The 14,201-nt window shown below is 38.4% G+C and carries 14 protein-coding genes; 3 read left to right on the plus strand and 11 right to left on the minus strand.

The features are described from left to right. The 7 genes from MKY09_RS18635 to MKY09_RS18665 form a co-directional block, all read right to left on the minus strand. Nucleotides 1–924 carry an LD-carboxypeptidase gene (locus MKY09_RS18635; RefSeq protein ID WP_169359405.1) on the minus strand — a complete coding sequence of 308 codons (924 nt, stop codon included), beginning with the start codon at nucleotides 922–924 and terminating at the stop codon, nucleotides 1–3. Between the two features lie 79 nt (nucleotides 925–1,003). Continuing rightward, nucleotides 1,004–2,662, minus strand: coding sequence for a peptide ABC transporter substrate-binding protein (locus MKY09_RS18640; RefSeq protein WP_169359406.1), 1,659 nt, complete (start codon nucleotides 2,660–2,662; stop codon nucleotides 1,004–1,006). Between the two features lie 56 nt (nucleotides 2,663–2,718). After that, nucleotides 2,719–3,843, minus strand: a complete 1,125-nt coding sequence (locus MKY09_RS18645) for an ABC transporter ATP-binding protein (RefSeq protein WP_169359407.1) — start codon at nucleotides 3,841–3,843, stop codon at nucleotides 2,719–2,721. Between the two features lie 6 nt (nucleotides 3,844–3,849). Further along, nucleotides 3,850–4,797 carry an ABC transporter permease gene (locus MKY09_RS18650; RefSeq protein ID WP_169359408.1) on the minus strand — a complete coding sequence of 316 codons (948 nt, stop codon included), beginning with the start codon at nucleotides 4,795–4,797 and terminating at the stop codon, nucleotides 3,850–3,852. Continuing rightward, nucleotides 4,797–5,732: an ABC transporter permease gene (locus MKY09_RS18655; RefSeq protein WP_169359409.1), complete on the minus strand. Its 936-nt coding sequence runs from the start codon at nucleotides 5,730–5,732 to the stop codon at nucleotides 4,797–4,799. The genes MKY09_RS18650 and MKY09_RS18655 overlap by 1 nt, the downstream gene beginning before the upstream one ends. A 13-nt stretch (nucleotides 5,733–5,745) precedes the next feature. After that, the gene (locus MKY09_RS18660; protein WP_169359410.1) at nucleotides 5,746–6,570 is read right to left on the minus strand and encodes a M55 family metallopeptidase; all 825 of its coding nucleotides are present in this window, start codon (nucleotides 6,568–6,570) and stop codon (nucleotides 5,746–5,748) included. A 240-nt stretch (nucleotides 6,571–6,810) separates the two neighbouring features. Further along, nucleotides 6,811–7,131: a hypothetical protein gene (locus tag MKY09_RS18665; RefSeq protein ID WP_169359337.1), complete on the minus strand. Its 321-nt coding sequence runs from the start codon at nucleotides 7,129–7,131 to the stop codon at nucleotides 6,811–6,813. Between the two features lie 469 nt (nucleotides 7,132–7,600). On the opposite strand from MKY09_RS18665, the gene MKY09_RS18670 reads away from it, so the two are divergent. The 3 genes from MKY09_RS18670 to MKY09_RS18680 all read left to right on the plus strand — a co-directional run bounded on the left by MKY09_RS18670 (nucleotide 7,601) and on the right by MKY09_RS18680 (nucleotide 11,271). Then, nucleotides 7,601–9,091 carry a BCCT family transporter gene (locus MKY09_RS18670; RefSeq protein WP_169359411.1) on the plus strand — a complete coding sequence of 497 codons (1,491 nt, stop codon included), beginning with the start codon at nucleotides 7,601–7,603 and terminating at the stop codon, nucleotides 9,089–9,091. A gap of 102 nt (nucleotides 9,092–9,193) precedes the next feature. Then, nucleotides 9,194–10,156: a magnesium/cobalt transporter CorA gene (corA, locus tag MKY09_RS18675; protein WP_169359412.1), complete on the plus strand. Its 963-nt coding sequence runs from the start codon at nucleotides 9,194–9,196 to the stop codon at nucleotides 10,154–10,156. A gap of 20 nt (nucleotides 10,157–10,176) precedes the next feature. After that, nucleotides 10,177–11,271 (plus strand): RtcB family protein, encoded by a 1,095-nt coding sequence (locus MKY09_RS18680; RefSeq protein WP_342567297.1) that lies wholly within the window; start codon nucleotides 10,177–10,179, stop codon nucleotides 11,269–11,271. Between the two features lie 60 nt (nucleotides 11,272–11,331). Here MKY09_RS18680 and MKY09_RS18685 read toward each other — a convergent pair whose 3' ends face one another. From MKY09_RS18685 to MKY09_RS18700, 4 genes are all read right to left on the minus strand, one after another. Continuing rightward, entirely contained in the window at nucleotides 11,332–12,141 is an 810-nt protein-coding gene (locus MKY09_RS18685; RefSeq protein ID WP_342567298.1) for a hypothetical protein, read from the minus strand. A gap of 91 nt (nucleotides 12,142–12,232) precedes the next feature. Further along, nucleotides 12,233–12,607, minus strand: coding sequence for a hypothetical protein (locus tag MKY09_RS18690; protein WP_342560066.1), 375 nt, complete (start codon nucleotides 12,605–12,607; stop codon nucleotides 12,233–12,235). Between the two features lie 16 nt (nucleotides 12,608–12,623). Then, a complete protein-coding gene (locus MKY09_RS18695) occupies nucleotides 12,624–13,082 on the minus strand; it encodes an acyl-CoA thioesterase (protein ID WP_342568267.1) in 459 nt (152 codons plus the stop codon). A gap of 93 nt (nucleotides 13,083–13,175) precedes the next feature. Next, on the minus strand, nucleotides 13,176–14,138 hold the full coding sequence (locus MKY09_RS18700) for a DUF4003 family protein (protein ID WP_342567299.1): 963 nt from the start codon (nucleotides 14,136–14,138) through the stop codon (nucleotides 13,176–13,178). Nucleotides 14,139–14,201: the final 63 nt, after the last annotated feature.

The raw sequence follows: 14,201 nt of genomic DNA on the forward strand, positions 1-14,201 counted from the left end.
CTACTCTACTCCTGGTAATATAGATAACGTTAGGTTCTCTGTATTTAACATGCCGTCTACTCCTAATGGAATCGCAAAGTGAGGCTGACAGTGTCCGATAAGAAAACCTTTTATTGCTGGTTTACCTAAGTTCCCTAAGTAATGGTCAAAAACCTCATCCATTGTAAGAGATTTTTTACCTCTCCTTGGCTCCGCGTCACAGAAGTCTCCAATGACGAATCCAGCAGCTGCATCTAGCTTGCCAGCTAAACGTAGCTGATTTAGCATTCCGTCTACCTTATATGGCTCTTCTCCAATGTCCTCTATTAGCAGAAGCTTACGATTGGTATCCACTTCATATTTGGTCCCAATTCCGCTTGCAAGAAGAGAGAGATTTCCACCAACCAGCTCCCCTCTGGCTACCCCAGGAGCAACTATGGATAAAGGAGATATATCCTCTGTGTAATGTAACTCTATTGGCTGAAACAGCTGATAAAACATTTTTTTGGATAGCTCATTAAATGTACTTTTACCCACGTCTGAAGCTAACATGGGACCATGGAATGTGACAATATCCGAATATAAATTCATTGCACTATGTAAATAAGTGATGTCTGAATAACCCCAAAAAATTTTCGGATTTTCATTCATTAATTGATAATCGATTTGGTCTGCATACCTTGCAGTACCGTATCCTCCGCCAGCACAAATTATTCCATTGATGTTAGGGTCTGCGAACATCTCATGTAAATCCTCTAGTCGCTCTTCGTCTGTGCCCGCTAAATACCCGTTAACTTGCTCTACACTTTTTCCCATTCTATAAGATAATCCTAATTCCTCTAAAAACGATAGGGAGCGTTTCAGTTGATCTAAGTTAGGAGGACTAGCTGGAGCAATAATTCCAATTGTATCCCCTTTTTTCAATCTATTTGGCTTTATTTTCATATGTATAATCTCCTTTGTTTTTAAAGAAAAGGGCGGCACTTGCAAAAGTGCCGCATCTTTTGTTTGGGAATAAATACTTTTATTCCTTATCTGCCCATTTTAAATCCATGTATCCAACTGGATGTCTTACAATACCTTTAACATTCGATTTCTCTAGTGTTACTTGGTTGTAATAGTGGATTGGAATAACAGGCATTTCTTCCATTAAGAATTTGTCAGCCTCTATTAGCATATCCCAACGTTTTTGCTCATCTGTTTCATTTTTAATATCAGCAATCATTTTATCGAACTCTGGGCTAGACCAAGTAGTACGATTCATAGAAGAACCAGTAATGAAGCTTTCTAATGCGTTTACAGGATCAGCATAGTCAAATAAGAAGGAAGAGCGTGATAACATGTATTTGAACTCTTTTTGCTCTGAAGCAAATACGCTAGCCTCTACATTTTGTAGTGCTACTTCTACTCCTAGAACTTCCTTAAATTTACTTTGAAGTGCCTCTGCAATTTTCTTGTGTGTATCACTTGTAGAATAAGTTAACGTTACTTGAGGTAATTCTGTGTAACCTTCCTCTTTCATACCTTCTGCTAAAAGTGCTTTTGCTTTTTCCGCATCATGCTGTATTAGCTTTCCAGCAGTCTCTCTAAATTCCTTGCCATCAGGACCTTTAAATCCGTATGGTACAAATCCCTCAGCAGGTTTCTCGCCATTTTTCGTAACGAATTCTACGATTTCTTGTTGGTCAACAGCCATACCAAATGCTTGGCGAATTTTTTTGTTTGTAAATGGTTCCATTGAAACGTTATAGCGGAAGAAATACAGACCGGCTTGGTCTTCGTTTTTTAACTCCGGATCATCTTTTAATTGGTCTGCAAGCTCTGCTGGAACACCAGAGACATCTAAATCACCTGTTGAGTACATTTGATATTCTGTATTCGAATCATCAATCATTGCCCACTCGACTTTGTCTAGCTTCACAGTTTCAGCATCCCAATAGCTTTCGTTTTTCTCAAAAGTGAAGCTTACATCATGATCCCAACTAGCCAATTTAAAAGGACCATTCCCAACAAATGATTCTGCTTCTGTAAACCATTCAGGATTTTCTGTAGCTACCTTCTCGTTGACCGGGAAGAAGCTTGGGTTCGTGATAATATTTAAAAATGCTTCAGTTGGAGCAGCAAGTTTAACTTCAAATACTTTCTCACTAACAGCTTTAATCGCTACTGCATCAGCTGCTCCTTCTCCATTGTTATAAGCCTCTGCCCCTTCAATAAAATAGGCCAAGAACGCTGCTGGAGAAGCAGTTTCAGGATTTAACATATGCAACCATCCATAAACAAAATCTCCTGCTACAACAGGGTCTCCATTAGACCATTTTGCATTTTCACGAATCGTAAATGTATACGTTAGCCCATCCTCTGATATATCAATCTTCTCCGCCGTAGCCTCTTCAGCTTGATGGTCTTTGTTTAATCTTACTAGACCCTCCATAAGGTTGTTTAACGCGCTCCATGATACTGCATCAAACCCTACCGATGGATCAAATGACGTTGGCTCATTGCCATTATTTAGCTTAAGTACTTTTTCTGCCTCTGGAGCAGGTTCCTCTTTACCCTCGTCCGTCTTTGTTGTCGTCGGCTCAGTCTCGGTCGGTGTCTTCCCAGCCTCTTCATTGGCTGTACACGCGCTTAACACAAGAACAAACAAAGCCACAATTAATAATGAAAGCCATTTTTTCATCCTAGTTTCCCCCTCTGTATTGTATATGTGAATGCACTTGCGCGCTCTCATCCTTTTTACTTTTGTAATTGTAAAACCTTTGCTCTGTCATCCTGGAGCCAGCAATCTACCTTATGGGCATCTGATAGCTTACTTGTAAATGGATACACATGATCACATACTTCCATGGCAAACTTGCATCGTGCAGTAAACGGACAGCCAGTAGGAGGTGAGAAAAGGTCAGGTGGTGTTCCATCAATTGGCTGCAACTCCTCATCCATTAAATCCAAACGTGGAACTGAGTTTAGAAGCCCTTGAGTATAAGGATGCTGTGGAGTGTAAAAAATTTCTCTTTTATCCCCTATCTCCACAATTTTACCTGCATACATCACCGCTATGCGATCAGCTATCTTTGCTACTACCCCTAAATCATGAGTAATTAAAATAATTGAAATATCGGTTTTCCTTTGAATTTCTTCAAAGAGCTCCAATATTTGTGCTTGTATCGTTACGTCTAAGGCAGTGGTAGGTTCATCTGCTATAAGCAGTTCTGGATCACAGATTAAAGCAATGGCGATTACGATACGCTGTCTCATCCCACCAGAGAATTGGTGAGGATACTGTTTTAATCTTTCCGAAGGATTCGGGATGCCTACCAGGTTTAGCATTTCGATTGCCTTTAGCCTAGCCTCTTGTTTTCCAACCTTCTTATGTGTCCTCAAACCTTCCGTTAACTGCTCCCCTATAGTAAGCGTAGGATTTAAGGCTGTCATAGGGTCTTGAAAAATCATGGATACATCAATACCTTGGATCTTTCTGAGTTCTGATTTACTTAGCTTCGTAAGCTCTTTGTTTTTAAATAAGATACTTCCATTCTTAATCTTGCCTGCTGGCTCCGGTATCAATCCCATGATGGCATTAGAGGTCACACTCTTACCACAGCCAGATTCACCAACGATTGCTAATGTTTCACCTTTATATAAATCAAAGTTGACTCCCCTGACTGCTTCTACCTCTCCCCCATACGTTTTAAATGAAACTTGTAGGTTATTAACCTGTAATATTTTTTCATCCGTTATCTTCTTTCTTGCTTTCTTACCGTTAGGCCTAGCTAAAGAGTCACCCGATTGTAAGGATGCAGCTACTTCATCTACTTTCCCTCGAGCAAGTTCCTTTGCATGATCTAATTGATGTTCATTCATCCATTCTTACCTCCTAAGCTTTGGATCAAGTGCATCCTGTAAGCCATCTCCTAATACATTAAATGCAAACATTGTCACAGAGATAAAGAATGCAGGGAAAAACAACCTCCACCAATGGCCAGATAAAATTACTGGCAAGGCATCATTTGCCATTACACCCCAGCTGGCAGCGGGTGCAGATACTCCTAGTCCTAAAAAACTAAGAAATGCCTCTGCAAATATCGCACTCGGTACAGTAAGAGTCATTTGGACAATAATAGGACCCATCGTATTAGGCAATAAGTTTTTCCGTATGATTCTTGAGCTTTTGGCACCAAAGGATTTGGATGCAGTTACAAATTCATAATTTTTAATCTGTAATACCTGGCCCCGTACAATCCTAGCCATACCTACCCAGCCAGTTACCGTTAACGCCACTATAATGGTTGTTAGACTTGGACCCATTACAACCATCAATAAAATAACTACCAGTAAATGCGGTAGACCATAAAGTACTTCAATAATACGCATCATGATCGCATCTGCTCTGCCGCCTTTGTAACCACTAAAGCCTCCATAAATAATTCCAATAAAGAAATCAATTAATGCAGCCATTACCCCTACAAATAACGAAACCCTAGCACCGTACCATGTTCTTGTAAAAACATCTCGACCTGCCTCGTCCGTACCGAACCAATGCTCAGCTGATGGACCTTGATTTTGCATTGGATAATTTACTTCATCCATATCATAGGGTGAAAAGATCGGACCAAATATAGCAAACAGGGTGAGAAGAACTAAAAAGAGCAGTCCTCCCATTGCAAGCTTATTTTTCTTTAGTCTTCTCCATGCATCCTTCCAATAGGACAAAGAAGGTCTTACAACAGATTCGGCTTCTCCCTCTTCTTTTACTTTTGGACGAAACCATTCATCCTTTATTTCTACTGGGGATACAGTCTCTTGTGTTTTAACCATTAAGCATCCCCCTCTTTACGATGTAATTTGATACGTGGATCTAATATGCCATAGACAATGTCTACTAAGAACAGCATAAATACTAAGAATGCACTATAAAAGACCGTCGTTCCCATGATAACTGGATAATCACGATTATTAATGCTTTCTACAAAGTATTTTCCCATTCCTGGAATGGCAAAAATGCGTTCTATTACGAAGGTACCTGTTAGAATACCTGCTAACATCGTACCCATAATGGTTACTACTGGCATTAAGGCATTTCTTAAGGCATGACGAAAAACAATTCTAACTGGAGAAAGTCCTTTAGCTCTTGCCATTTTGATATAATCCTGTGTCAATACTTCTAGCATGCTGGATCTAGTCAAACGAGCGATTATTGCCGTAGGTCCCGTGGCCAATGCTAGGGTTGGAAGAATCATATGCAACGGACTACTCCAAGTGGCTGGCGGTAATAACTCCCACGTTACTGCCACTTGCTGAATCAGTAAAGTAGCTAAAACAAAGTTAGGAACTGATATACCAATTACCGCAAAAGTCATAGCCAAATAATCAATAACACCGTTATGCCGGAGAGCTGCCAATGTACCTAAAAGAACCCCAGACAATAAAGCAACTAGGATAGTTGCCATCCCTAACTCAAAGGAAATTGGAAATCCCCTTGCTAACAGTTCATTGACTGATTCATTTGGTTTTTTAATCGATGGACCAAAATCGAATGTAACAATTGACTTCAAATAGTTCAAATATTGGACGTACATAGGCTGGTCTAGCTTATAAAACTTTTCTAAGTTTGCTTGAATAGTAGGATTCGAAGTTCTTTCACCATCAAAAGGAGAACCCGGTATGGTGTGCATTAATGCAAATGTGAGAGTCGCGATGATGAGGATTGTTGCTATCATCATCATAAAACGCTTAATAATATACTTCGTCACGGCAGGCTTCCTCCTAACAGAATTTGGTTTGCATTGCTAGCTCTACCATGACAAGCATCGCACGATACGCTTCAAGAATATCTTTTGCTTCAAATTTTACGATAGTTGTTCCTTCTATTATTTCACAGCCAGGCATAAGTGCTGCCCACTCAGCTTGTCCGTAGTTTGTAAATTCAATTTTTAATATTGGGTGCTCGGGAGGTGTCAGTGGTGGAATATGATTTCTTTTTTTAATAGCCTCTGCTACTTTTTCTTTAAGAAGGGCTTGTGATTTTTGAGGATGTAATGTTTTTACAGCAGACCTAGATATAGACTGCTTTACAGCAGCTGTTACAATGCCAGGTATAAGAGCTTCTGCCTCTCGACAAGCTCCGTCATCTCCAGCAACCATAATGACAGGAACTCCGTAATAGCCAGCCACGTATGCATTAAGTCCAAGCTCGCCTATCTCTACGTCATTGATGTACATATTACGAACTCCAAAAATCATGGAATGGCTCATAACCCCAGGTTGTCCTGCTCTAGAATGATATCCCGCAAATACTGCTCCTATGTAACTTTCGTCTAAAGACTGTACCATCGAATAAGGCTTAAGGTCTCCTGTTATTAAAGAGGCTTCTGGATGTAATTCCTCCACTAAAAGATTATTCATTTTTGAATGGCTGTCATTAACTAGGACCTCGTTAACTCCTGTAGATAGTGCCCCTTCTATAATTGCATTGGCTTCTTGCGTCATGATGCGTCTTGCTCTTTCATAGTTATGCTTGTTCGACTCCACAAATGTGTAATCCGGCAGACCTGTTATGCCTTCCATATCAACCGAAAGAAATAGCTTCAATACATTCTCCCCCAAATTCTAACTCTATTTTTCTATTAGTAAGACCAACTTTATCAAAATTTACGGAAAATTACAATATCTCGTTTTTGCTACATGTTTAGTATATTAAAAAAAAATTAATAAATTCATTTCTTCCTTTACCGAGAAAATAAAAAAGCAAATGCACCTTTTATAAAGGGCATTTGCAATATTCGATAAAGATAGACAAAACTTGGTTAAGTCGACGCTATAGTTCAAAAATTAACGAAATCTAGAGAAAAATCCACGATGGGATCCACCTGAAAACTGATTGTTAACAGGGTAAGCATTTTGTGCTTCAGGTACTACCACTGTTTCATTCGATTCTGTAACGTAATATTGCGGAACATTTACGATATGCTCTCTATTAACATTTACAATTGGTTGAATGACTGGCTGAACTCTTGGTATGAAAGAATCACAAACGCGATATTGCGGTGGGCAAATAATTGGCTCAGCTGCTGGTAGCTGTCTATTGCACCCACATTGTTGGCCCCAACTCATATTCTTCCCGCATGAATGGCACATATGATGATTACTCATATTTTTCACCTCCTCTTGCACTTATAGTAATAAATGCAAGAAATCATAAGAGGAATAGACAAACACCTCAATCACCAAAAAAAAAAGAATAATTTTATGTAAGCCATTATGCAAGATAAAACCAAGACAGACTTGATCCTTATTTAATATTCCTTAGCTATGGGCAGCTTATGAATAGCTTCATTTGGTACGGACCATACTTTAAGAGACACTATCGCAAACATAATCGAATCGGCCCCTACAATTCGGTCTGGTCATGCTAGTACTCATTAAAATTATTACCAAATAATGTTTAATATGGATAATATATGTTTATCAAATTAATACTCATAGATTTTATCGTATAAAATACCTAAAAAAAGCGTTTAAGTTGATTGAAAAACGGTTATTCTGGGCATATGGGTTGATTAAACAACTTTATCTTAGTATAGTAATAGACTTAACTTAGTTGATTTTAAAAGGAGGAAACATGAAGAATATTTCAAAAGTATTTTATATCACGATCGGCCTTATTATTATAGCGGTCGGTTATGGAGCACTAGCTCCGGAAAGTTTTGAGGCGCTTACTACACGAGGTAAGTCGTTTGTTTCAACATCATTTGGTTGGTATTACATGCTACTCATGTCAGTGATGTTGTTAGTTAGTATATTTTTTATCTTCAGTCCGTACGGGAAGATACGATTAGGTAAGGATACTGATCGACCAGATTTCAGTTTAATTTCCTGGTTAGCCATGCTATTCTCAGCAGGAATGGGAATCGGTCTTGTCTTTTATGGTGCCGCTGAACCTCTATCTCACTTCGCAACTAGTCCTGCTACTGAAGAACCTAATACGGATGCTGCATTTAAAGAAGGATTACGACAATCCTTTTTTCATTGGGGATTACACGTTTGGGCAATGTATGGAGTAATTGCTTTAACACTTGCTTACTTCCAGTTCCGTAAAGGGGAACCGGGGTTAATTTCGGCAACACTGAAGCCAATCTTTGGCAAAAAAATGGAAGGTCCTTGGGGTGTCCTTGTCGATGTGCTAGCTGTCTTTGCAACAGCATTTGGAGTTGCTACTTCCCTTGGCTTCGGCGCTGTTCAAATTAACGCAGGTCTTAACTACTTATTCGGTTTTGAAATAGGTATCTTTTCACAATTTATCATTATTTCTGTGGTTACTGTCTTATTTGTGGCCTCTGCATGGTCAGGGTTGAGTAAAGGTATTAAGTATCTTTCAAATCTAAACTTAATACTTGCTCTTGCCCTTTTACTTTTTGTAATTGTTCTAGGACCAACTTTACTAATTCTAAATATGTTCACGGATTCATTTGGTGGTTATTTAGCAAATATTATTCAAATGAGCTTTAGAACGGCTCCATTAAGTTCTACCAATAGAGATTGGTTGGATATGTGGACGATCTTTTACTGGGCTTGGTGGATATCCTGGGCTCCATTTGTGAGCATGTTCATCGCTCGAGTTTCTAAAGGTAGAACCATTCGCGAGTTTATGATTGGAGTATTACTAGTACCTACTCTTTTGGGTGCAATTTGGTTCTCATCTTTCGGAACAACAGCTATTGATATACAAAAAAGAGGCGTGGCAGATTTAGCAAGCCTTTCAACGGAGCTAACTATTTTCGAGATGTTTAATACCATGCCATTCTCTTTTATTATTTCTTTGGTAGCAATTTTGTTAATAGCATCGTTCTTTATTACGTCAGCGGACTCTGCAACATTTGTTCTCGGTATGCAGTCTACTAATGGGTCACTTACCCCACCTAATAGTGTCAAGCTTACGTGGGGAGTAATCCAGTCGACCATTGCGCTTATATTACTATCGGTCAATGGGCTCACTGCTTTACAAAACACTATCATCATTGCAGCTCTACCGTTCTCTTTTATTATGATACTCATGGTCATATCATTATTTAAATCATTAAACGGTGAAACTAAGTTAAAAAAGAAAAGATAAACAAAAATGCCAGGGAAAACCCCTTGGCATTTTTGTTTTAATATTTTTCATTGGGATATTATGAGATAATATACAAAGATCTGGTGAAAGTGTGGTTTCTTTATGATAAGTACAATAGGCAGGACAGTCAACCAAGAGGTCATTATGGATTTTCCTTTAGAATATATACAAACAAACGAACTGGAATGGTATTGGGTGGATATTGGTGAACCGACAAAAGAAGAGGAACAACTTTTAAGCTCCTTCTTTCACTTCCATCCACTTGCTATCGAGGATTGTTTGCAAATGTTGCAACGTCCTAAGTTAGATCACTATGGTGATTATGAATTTTTTGTTTTACATGCCTTTAATGAGAAAGAAATGGAGGCTGAGGAGCTCAACCTTTTTGTCGGAAAGGATTTTGTTGTAAGTTTCCACTTTCCCCCTATGCAAGAGTTACAAGAAGCTAGAGAGAGAATTAGAAGTAACCCTAGAAATTGGGATCGTGGCAACATCCTCATTACGTACAATATCGTGGATAAAGTAGTAGACACCTACTTCCCAATTGTTTACCACATCGAGGATTATTTGAATGAGGTAGACGAAAGGCTATCGATGGACATGGATCATTTGTCTATGGATCAAGTATTTGACCTACGAAGTGACTTATTGCGTTTACGAAGAACTATCATTCCTATGCGAGACTTGCTATACCGAGTGATGTACTCCGAGCGTATTAACTTAAACCAGAGTGAGCGTGCATATTTTGATGACATTTATGATCATCTTCTGAAGTTAACCGAGATGGTAGAAGCTAATCGAGAGTTAACTGCAGATATAAGGGACAGCTATGATTCAATCAATGCTAGCCGAATGAATCGTATTATGATGATACTGACCACGGTTTCTACCGTCTTTATCCCGTTAACGTTTATCGTTGGAGTGTACGGCATGAATTTTATTAATATGCCTGAGTTAGAGTGGAAGTATGGCTACTTTATTGTCGTTGGTTTAATGGTAGTAATTGCTACTGGGATGATTGCTTGGTTCAAGTATAAGGGCTGGTTTAATTTGTTTAGAAGTTAAAATTTACTTAGGGGGATAATATGATTGAGATTAAAGGAACACATAATAATGCATTAGTTTTTACAGATACAATAGAAGAAACTGCAAAATCTCAGGTAGAACAGCTTTGTAGTCTTCCATTTCTTCAGGACACCAAAATTAGAATGATGCCAGATTTACATGCTGGAAAAGGCTGTACGGTAGGCACTACTATGACGATTACTGATAAAGTAGTCCCTAATTTTGTAGGAGTCGATTTAGGATGCGGAATGATTTGTGCAAAGCTAGATACTAGAAAAGAAGATGTGGATTTTGCCAAGCTTGATAAGACAATCAAGAAAAATGTACCAAGCGGAACTCGTATTCGCCAAAAAGAACATCGTAATACAATAGAAATACCTTTCGAAGAAGTAGCTGCTCCTATTAATGAACAGCGCGCAAGGTTAAGCCTAGGTTCACTAGGAGGGGGAAACCACTTTATAGAACTGAATGAAGGGGAAGATGGCAGTATCTATCTAGTCATTCACTCTGGAAGTAGAAACTTAGGAAAACAAATTGCAGAGCATTATCAGCAAGTAGCAGCCGATACTTTAGGTAACAGCGTATCAAGAGATCTTGCATATGTAGAAGGAGACAATATGAAGGATTATTTATATGATCTTTCCATTGCCCAAAAGTACGCCGCATTTAATCGTAAGACAATGGTTGATGTTATTTGTAGAGGAATGAACTGGAGTGTTCAATCAGAGTTTGATACCATTCATAATTATATTGACTTAGATAACATGATTTTACGCAAGGGAGCAATATCGGCTCAAGCTGATGAAATCGTAATTATACCAATGAATATGCGTGATGGCTCACTTATCTGTCGCGGAAAAGGAAATCCTGAATGGAATTATTCTGGCCCTCATGGAGCTGGCCGTTTAATGAGCCGTTCTCAAGCAAGAAAACAAGTAGCGTTAGAGGACTTTCAAGCTTCAATGGAAGGAATTTGGAGTACTTCCGTAGTGTCTGCCACAGTAGATGAATCTCCTTTTGCCTACAAGGCTATGGAGAATATACTTGCTCATATTCATGACACGGTTGATGTATTAGAGGTTATTAAGCCCATCTATAATTATAAAGCACACTAATATAAAGGAGGCACATCATATTTTCTTATGATGAGCCTCCTTCTTATATCTCCATTTAAATCAGGACTGATTAGCAGTCCAGTAATAAAATAAAGCTGTAAAAGTTAGTTTTTCTACATATGATAGGCCTTCTGCAAATGAAACGTGAACATTCATCCCTTGCAGCTCAAAGGCCGGGTGTGTAGCATACGGAAACATACCAAAGCGATAGGTTGCTAATCTTTTACCCTTCAAATCATTTACGTCTATATCACCGTACGCACTCTTTGCTTCCATTTGATGTGTTTTTTCCCGATTTGGGTCAAATACTAGTGCTCTATTTTTTACTGAAAAAACTGGAAGTACTGCAGTTGAAAGGTGTACCTGCTTATGATCAAACACTTGTATCTCCATAAATTTAAATTTGTTTGCAATAGTAAACTTACTAACCACTTGACCATCCATTGTTATAACATCATAAGTTACTGGAAATATCATTCCTTTTCGAATAAGTGGAAATGCATTTAGCCTTCTTATGACCGGCTGTTCCACTGTAGGACTGATGCTATAAAGCCTTTCACCAGTAGGGGATACTAAAAAACTCCTCGGAATAATCGAGACATCACTTTGGAAATTTAACTCCTTTAATGTAAACTCAGATGGAGTTTGTTCTGTAACTGTGCTCTGCTCCACTGGTAGCTTGTTCGCTGCTTGTTGGAACAAGAAAGTCAAACTAAAGAAAATGAGAAGCGTCCATCCTACAGATATATGTAATTCCCAATCCGTTAATAAAGTCTCCCTAAAGCCCAAAATTACTGCTATGTAAATTATTAATACAGTAATAGAGGCAATTTTAGCATATTTAGCTGTCCGTTCATAAATATGTTTCATTTACATCCCCCCTATTCTTTTTACGAAGAGCTTCAGGAAATAGTTTCATAAAAAAATCCCTCCTAAAGATTTCTCTTTTGGAGGGTCTTCCTTAATGCTCTAATGCTCGCTTAAACAGTTTTCGTAAAAATTGCCACAAAATATAAAGACCAAACGCTAGAAATAATACCACTAAAATGGTCTCTACTGCGTGTGGTAGATTAAATGGGTTTAAGAAGATTTGAAGCGTAACTAGCAAATAGATGAGTCCAGCGATTCCAGCAATAACTACAATACCCATTATTGCAATCTGCATATAACTAAGTTGCTTCATTTGATGACGGTGTATAAATAATTCTAAAATGATAACCAAAAGGATAACCATAATTGTAATTGTCATCTCATGGAGATAGATAGAATTTATTAAATAGATGCCAAGAAATAAAATCATTAAGTACTTATAATTCTCATCTATTAGCTTTATCATACAGTCACCTCAGTTTTTAGTATTTCATCGCTAGACGTTGTTTACGGTGGGCCCTTCTTGCTGGTCCCGTTTCATATAGACGTTTTTCATCCTCACTTTCTGGATGAATGCCCGGGACTGGAACTGGTTTCCCCTCTTCATCTACTGCAACCATTGTCAGGAAAGATTCGGTTGTAAGTTTCTCTTCTCCTGTCAGTAGATTCATGGAAGTTACGCGAACGTATACCTCCATTGAACTGCGTCCCGTTGAGGATACAATTGCATCTAATTCAATTACATCTCCAACTTTTGCTGAAGATAAAAAGTCTACAGAATCAATAGAAGCAGTCACGACAGCTCCTTTTGCATGTTTCATCGCAGTGATGGCTGCGATTTCATCTATAAATGCTAAAACCTTGCCACCAAATATAGTTTCATGATGATTAGTATCTGGAGGTAAGATTAAATGGGTTTGAATTGTTCTAGATTGACTCATTGGATTTGTATTCACGAAAATCTCTCCTTGATGTTTAACTTCAATGTGTAGATCTTTCTTATATTCTTACTTACTTAGTATAGCACTCCTTCTTTAATTTGAGTTGGAAGAAGATGCGAAACTTGTCGCAGCAATAGATGAAATCATCATGGCCTGCTGAGCCTGCAAAAGTATTTCAAGGGAGGTAGTCATTGATATTGCCGTAGTTTCATGTATGTCCCTAGAAGAGTTCAACGTCAGTCCAAGAGCAATAGGAAGTGCTGATTCCTTGTACCAGGTAAAAAGCTTCATATTAGTCAATGCTCTGTATGTCTCTACTATATCCATTAGCTGATTCTCGTTTAATTTGAGAGCAGCCATGAAACCAATAAGTGGGTACTGCGGAAGAGAGAATTTTATCTTCACACTTTTAAAACCATCCCTAATAACCACTACCCTTGGTACTGTTTCCTTATCATACCCTGGATTTGTATAAGTAAGCACTTGAGATAACCACTGGAGCTCATTTCCTGAATAAAATTTATGATTTTTTAACTCTTCATAGTATCTATTCATGGTCGCTGCCCTCGTTGTAATATCCCCTTCCAGCTTACCTAAAAAGATGGCAAATGGATAATCATCACTGTTAGTCAAGAAACGATGATGGACCTTCATCGCTGACATAAGCTCCATAGCTCTACTGATTTCAAAATCCCACTTATCTGGTTCATCCGACATCATTAGAGCAGCAACGTATGTGTAATCATTCATCTTAAATGATTTTTTCTTCAATTCCTCTACCTTCAGTAATAACTGATCGATTGCTTCTTCCGGTTCTTGGCCACTTACATCCAAAACGGAAGTAACCAATGGCTGTAGGTGGGAACGTAAGGGAGAGAACACACTTACTCTGTTCTTCATAATCTCTTTTATCTTGTTAAAGCGAACTGGATCCACATCTTTTTCTAGGGAAGTATAATAGCCAGCAAGGGACAGCGTTACTCTTTTATCCACTGACCATCCTAAAACCTCTTTGAGCTTATTATAATTATGCTCTACTTTTTGTATCTTCAACATTTTACCCACTCCTTTACTTTTTTACTGCTTAAAACCCATGAAAGTTTCACTAATTTGTTATAC

Origin of the sequence: Psychrobacillus sp. FSL K6-4046 (genome assembly GCF_038624605.1) — a bacterium.
GTDB lineage: Bacteria > Bacillota > Bacilli > Bacillales_A > Planococcaceae > Psychrobacillus.

Coding starts and splice junctions, on each gene's coding strand:
- MKY09_RS18650 (WP_169359408.1), bottom strand. CDS start 4,797: ATGGTTAAAACACAAGAGACTGTATCCCCAGTAGAAATAAAGGATGAA.
- MKY09_RS18695 (WP_342568267.1), bottom strand. CDS start 13,082: ATGAGTCAATCTAGAACAATTCAAACCCATTTAATCTTACCTCCAGAT.
- corA (WP_169359412.1), top strand. CDS start 9,194: ATGATAAGTACAATAGGCAGGACAGTCAACCAAGAGGTCATTATGGAT.
- MKY09_RS18640 (WP_169359406.1), bottom strand. CDS start 2,662: ATGAAAAAATGGCTTTCATTATTAATTGTGGCTTTGTTTGTTCTTGTG.
- MKY09_RS18700 (WP_342567299.1), bottom strand. CDS start 14,138: ATGTTGAAGATACAAAAAGTAGAGCATAATTATAATAAGCTCAAAGAG.
- MKY09_RS18635 (WP_169359405.1), bottom strand. CDS start 924: ATGAAAATAAAGCCAAATAGATTGAAAAAAGGGGATACAATTGGAATT.
- MKY09_RS18645 (WP_169359407.1), bottom strand. CDS start 3,843: ATGAATGAACATCAATTAGATCATGCAAAGGAACTTGCTCGAGGGAAA.
- MKY09_RS18680 (WP_342567297.1), top strand. CDS start 10,177: ATGATTGAGATTAAAGGAACACATAATAATGCATTAGTTTTTACAGAT.
- MKY09_RS18690 (WP_342560066.1), bottom strand. CDS start 12,607: ATGATAAAGCTAATAGATGAGAATTATAAGTACTTAATGATTTTATTT.
- MKY09_RS18665 (WP_169359337.1), bottom strand. CDS start 7,131: ATGAGTAATCATCATATGTGCCATTCATGCGGGAAGAATATGAGTTGG.
- MKY09_RS18670 (WP_169359411.1), top strand. CDS start 7,601: ATGAAGAATATTTCAAAAGTATTTTATATCACGATCGGCCTTATTATT.
- MKY09_RS18685 (WP_342567298.1), bottom strand. CDS start 12,141: ATGAAACATATTTATGAACGGACAGCTAAATATGCTAAAATTGCCTCT.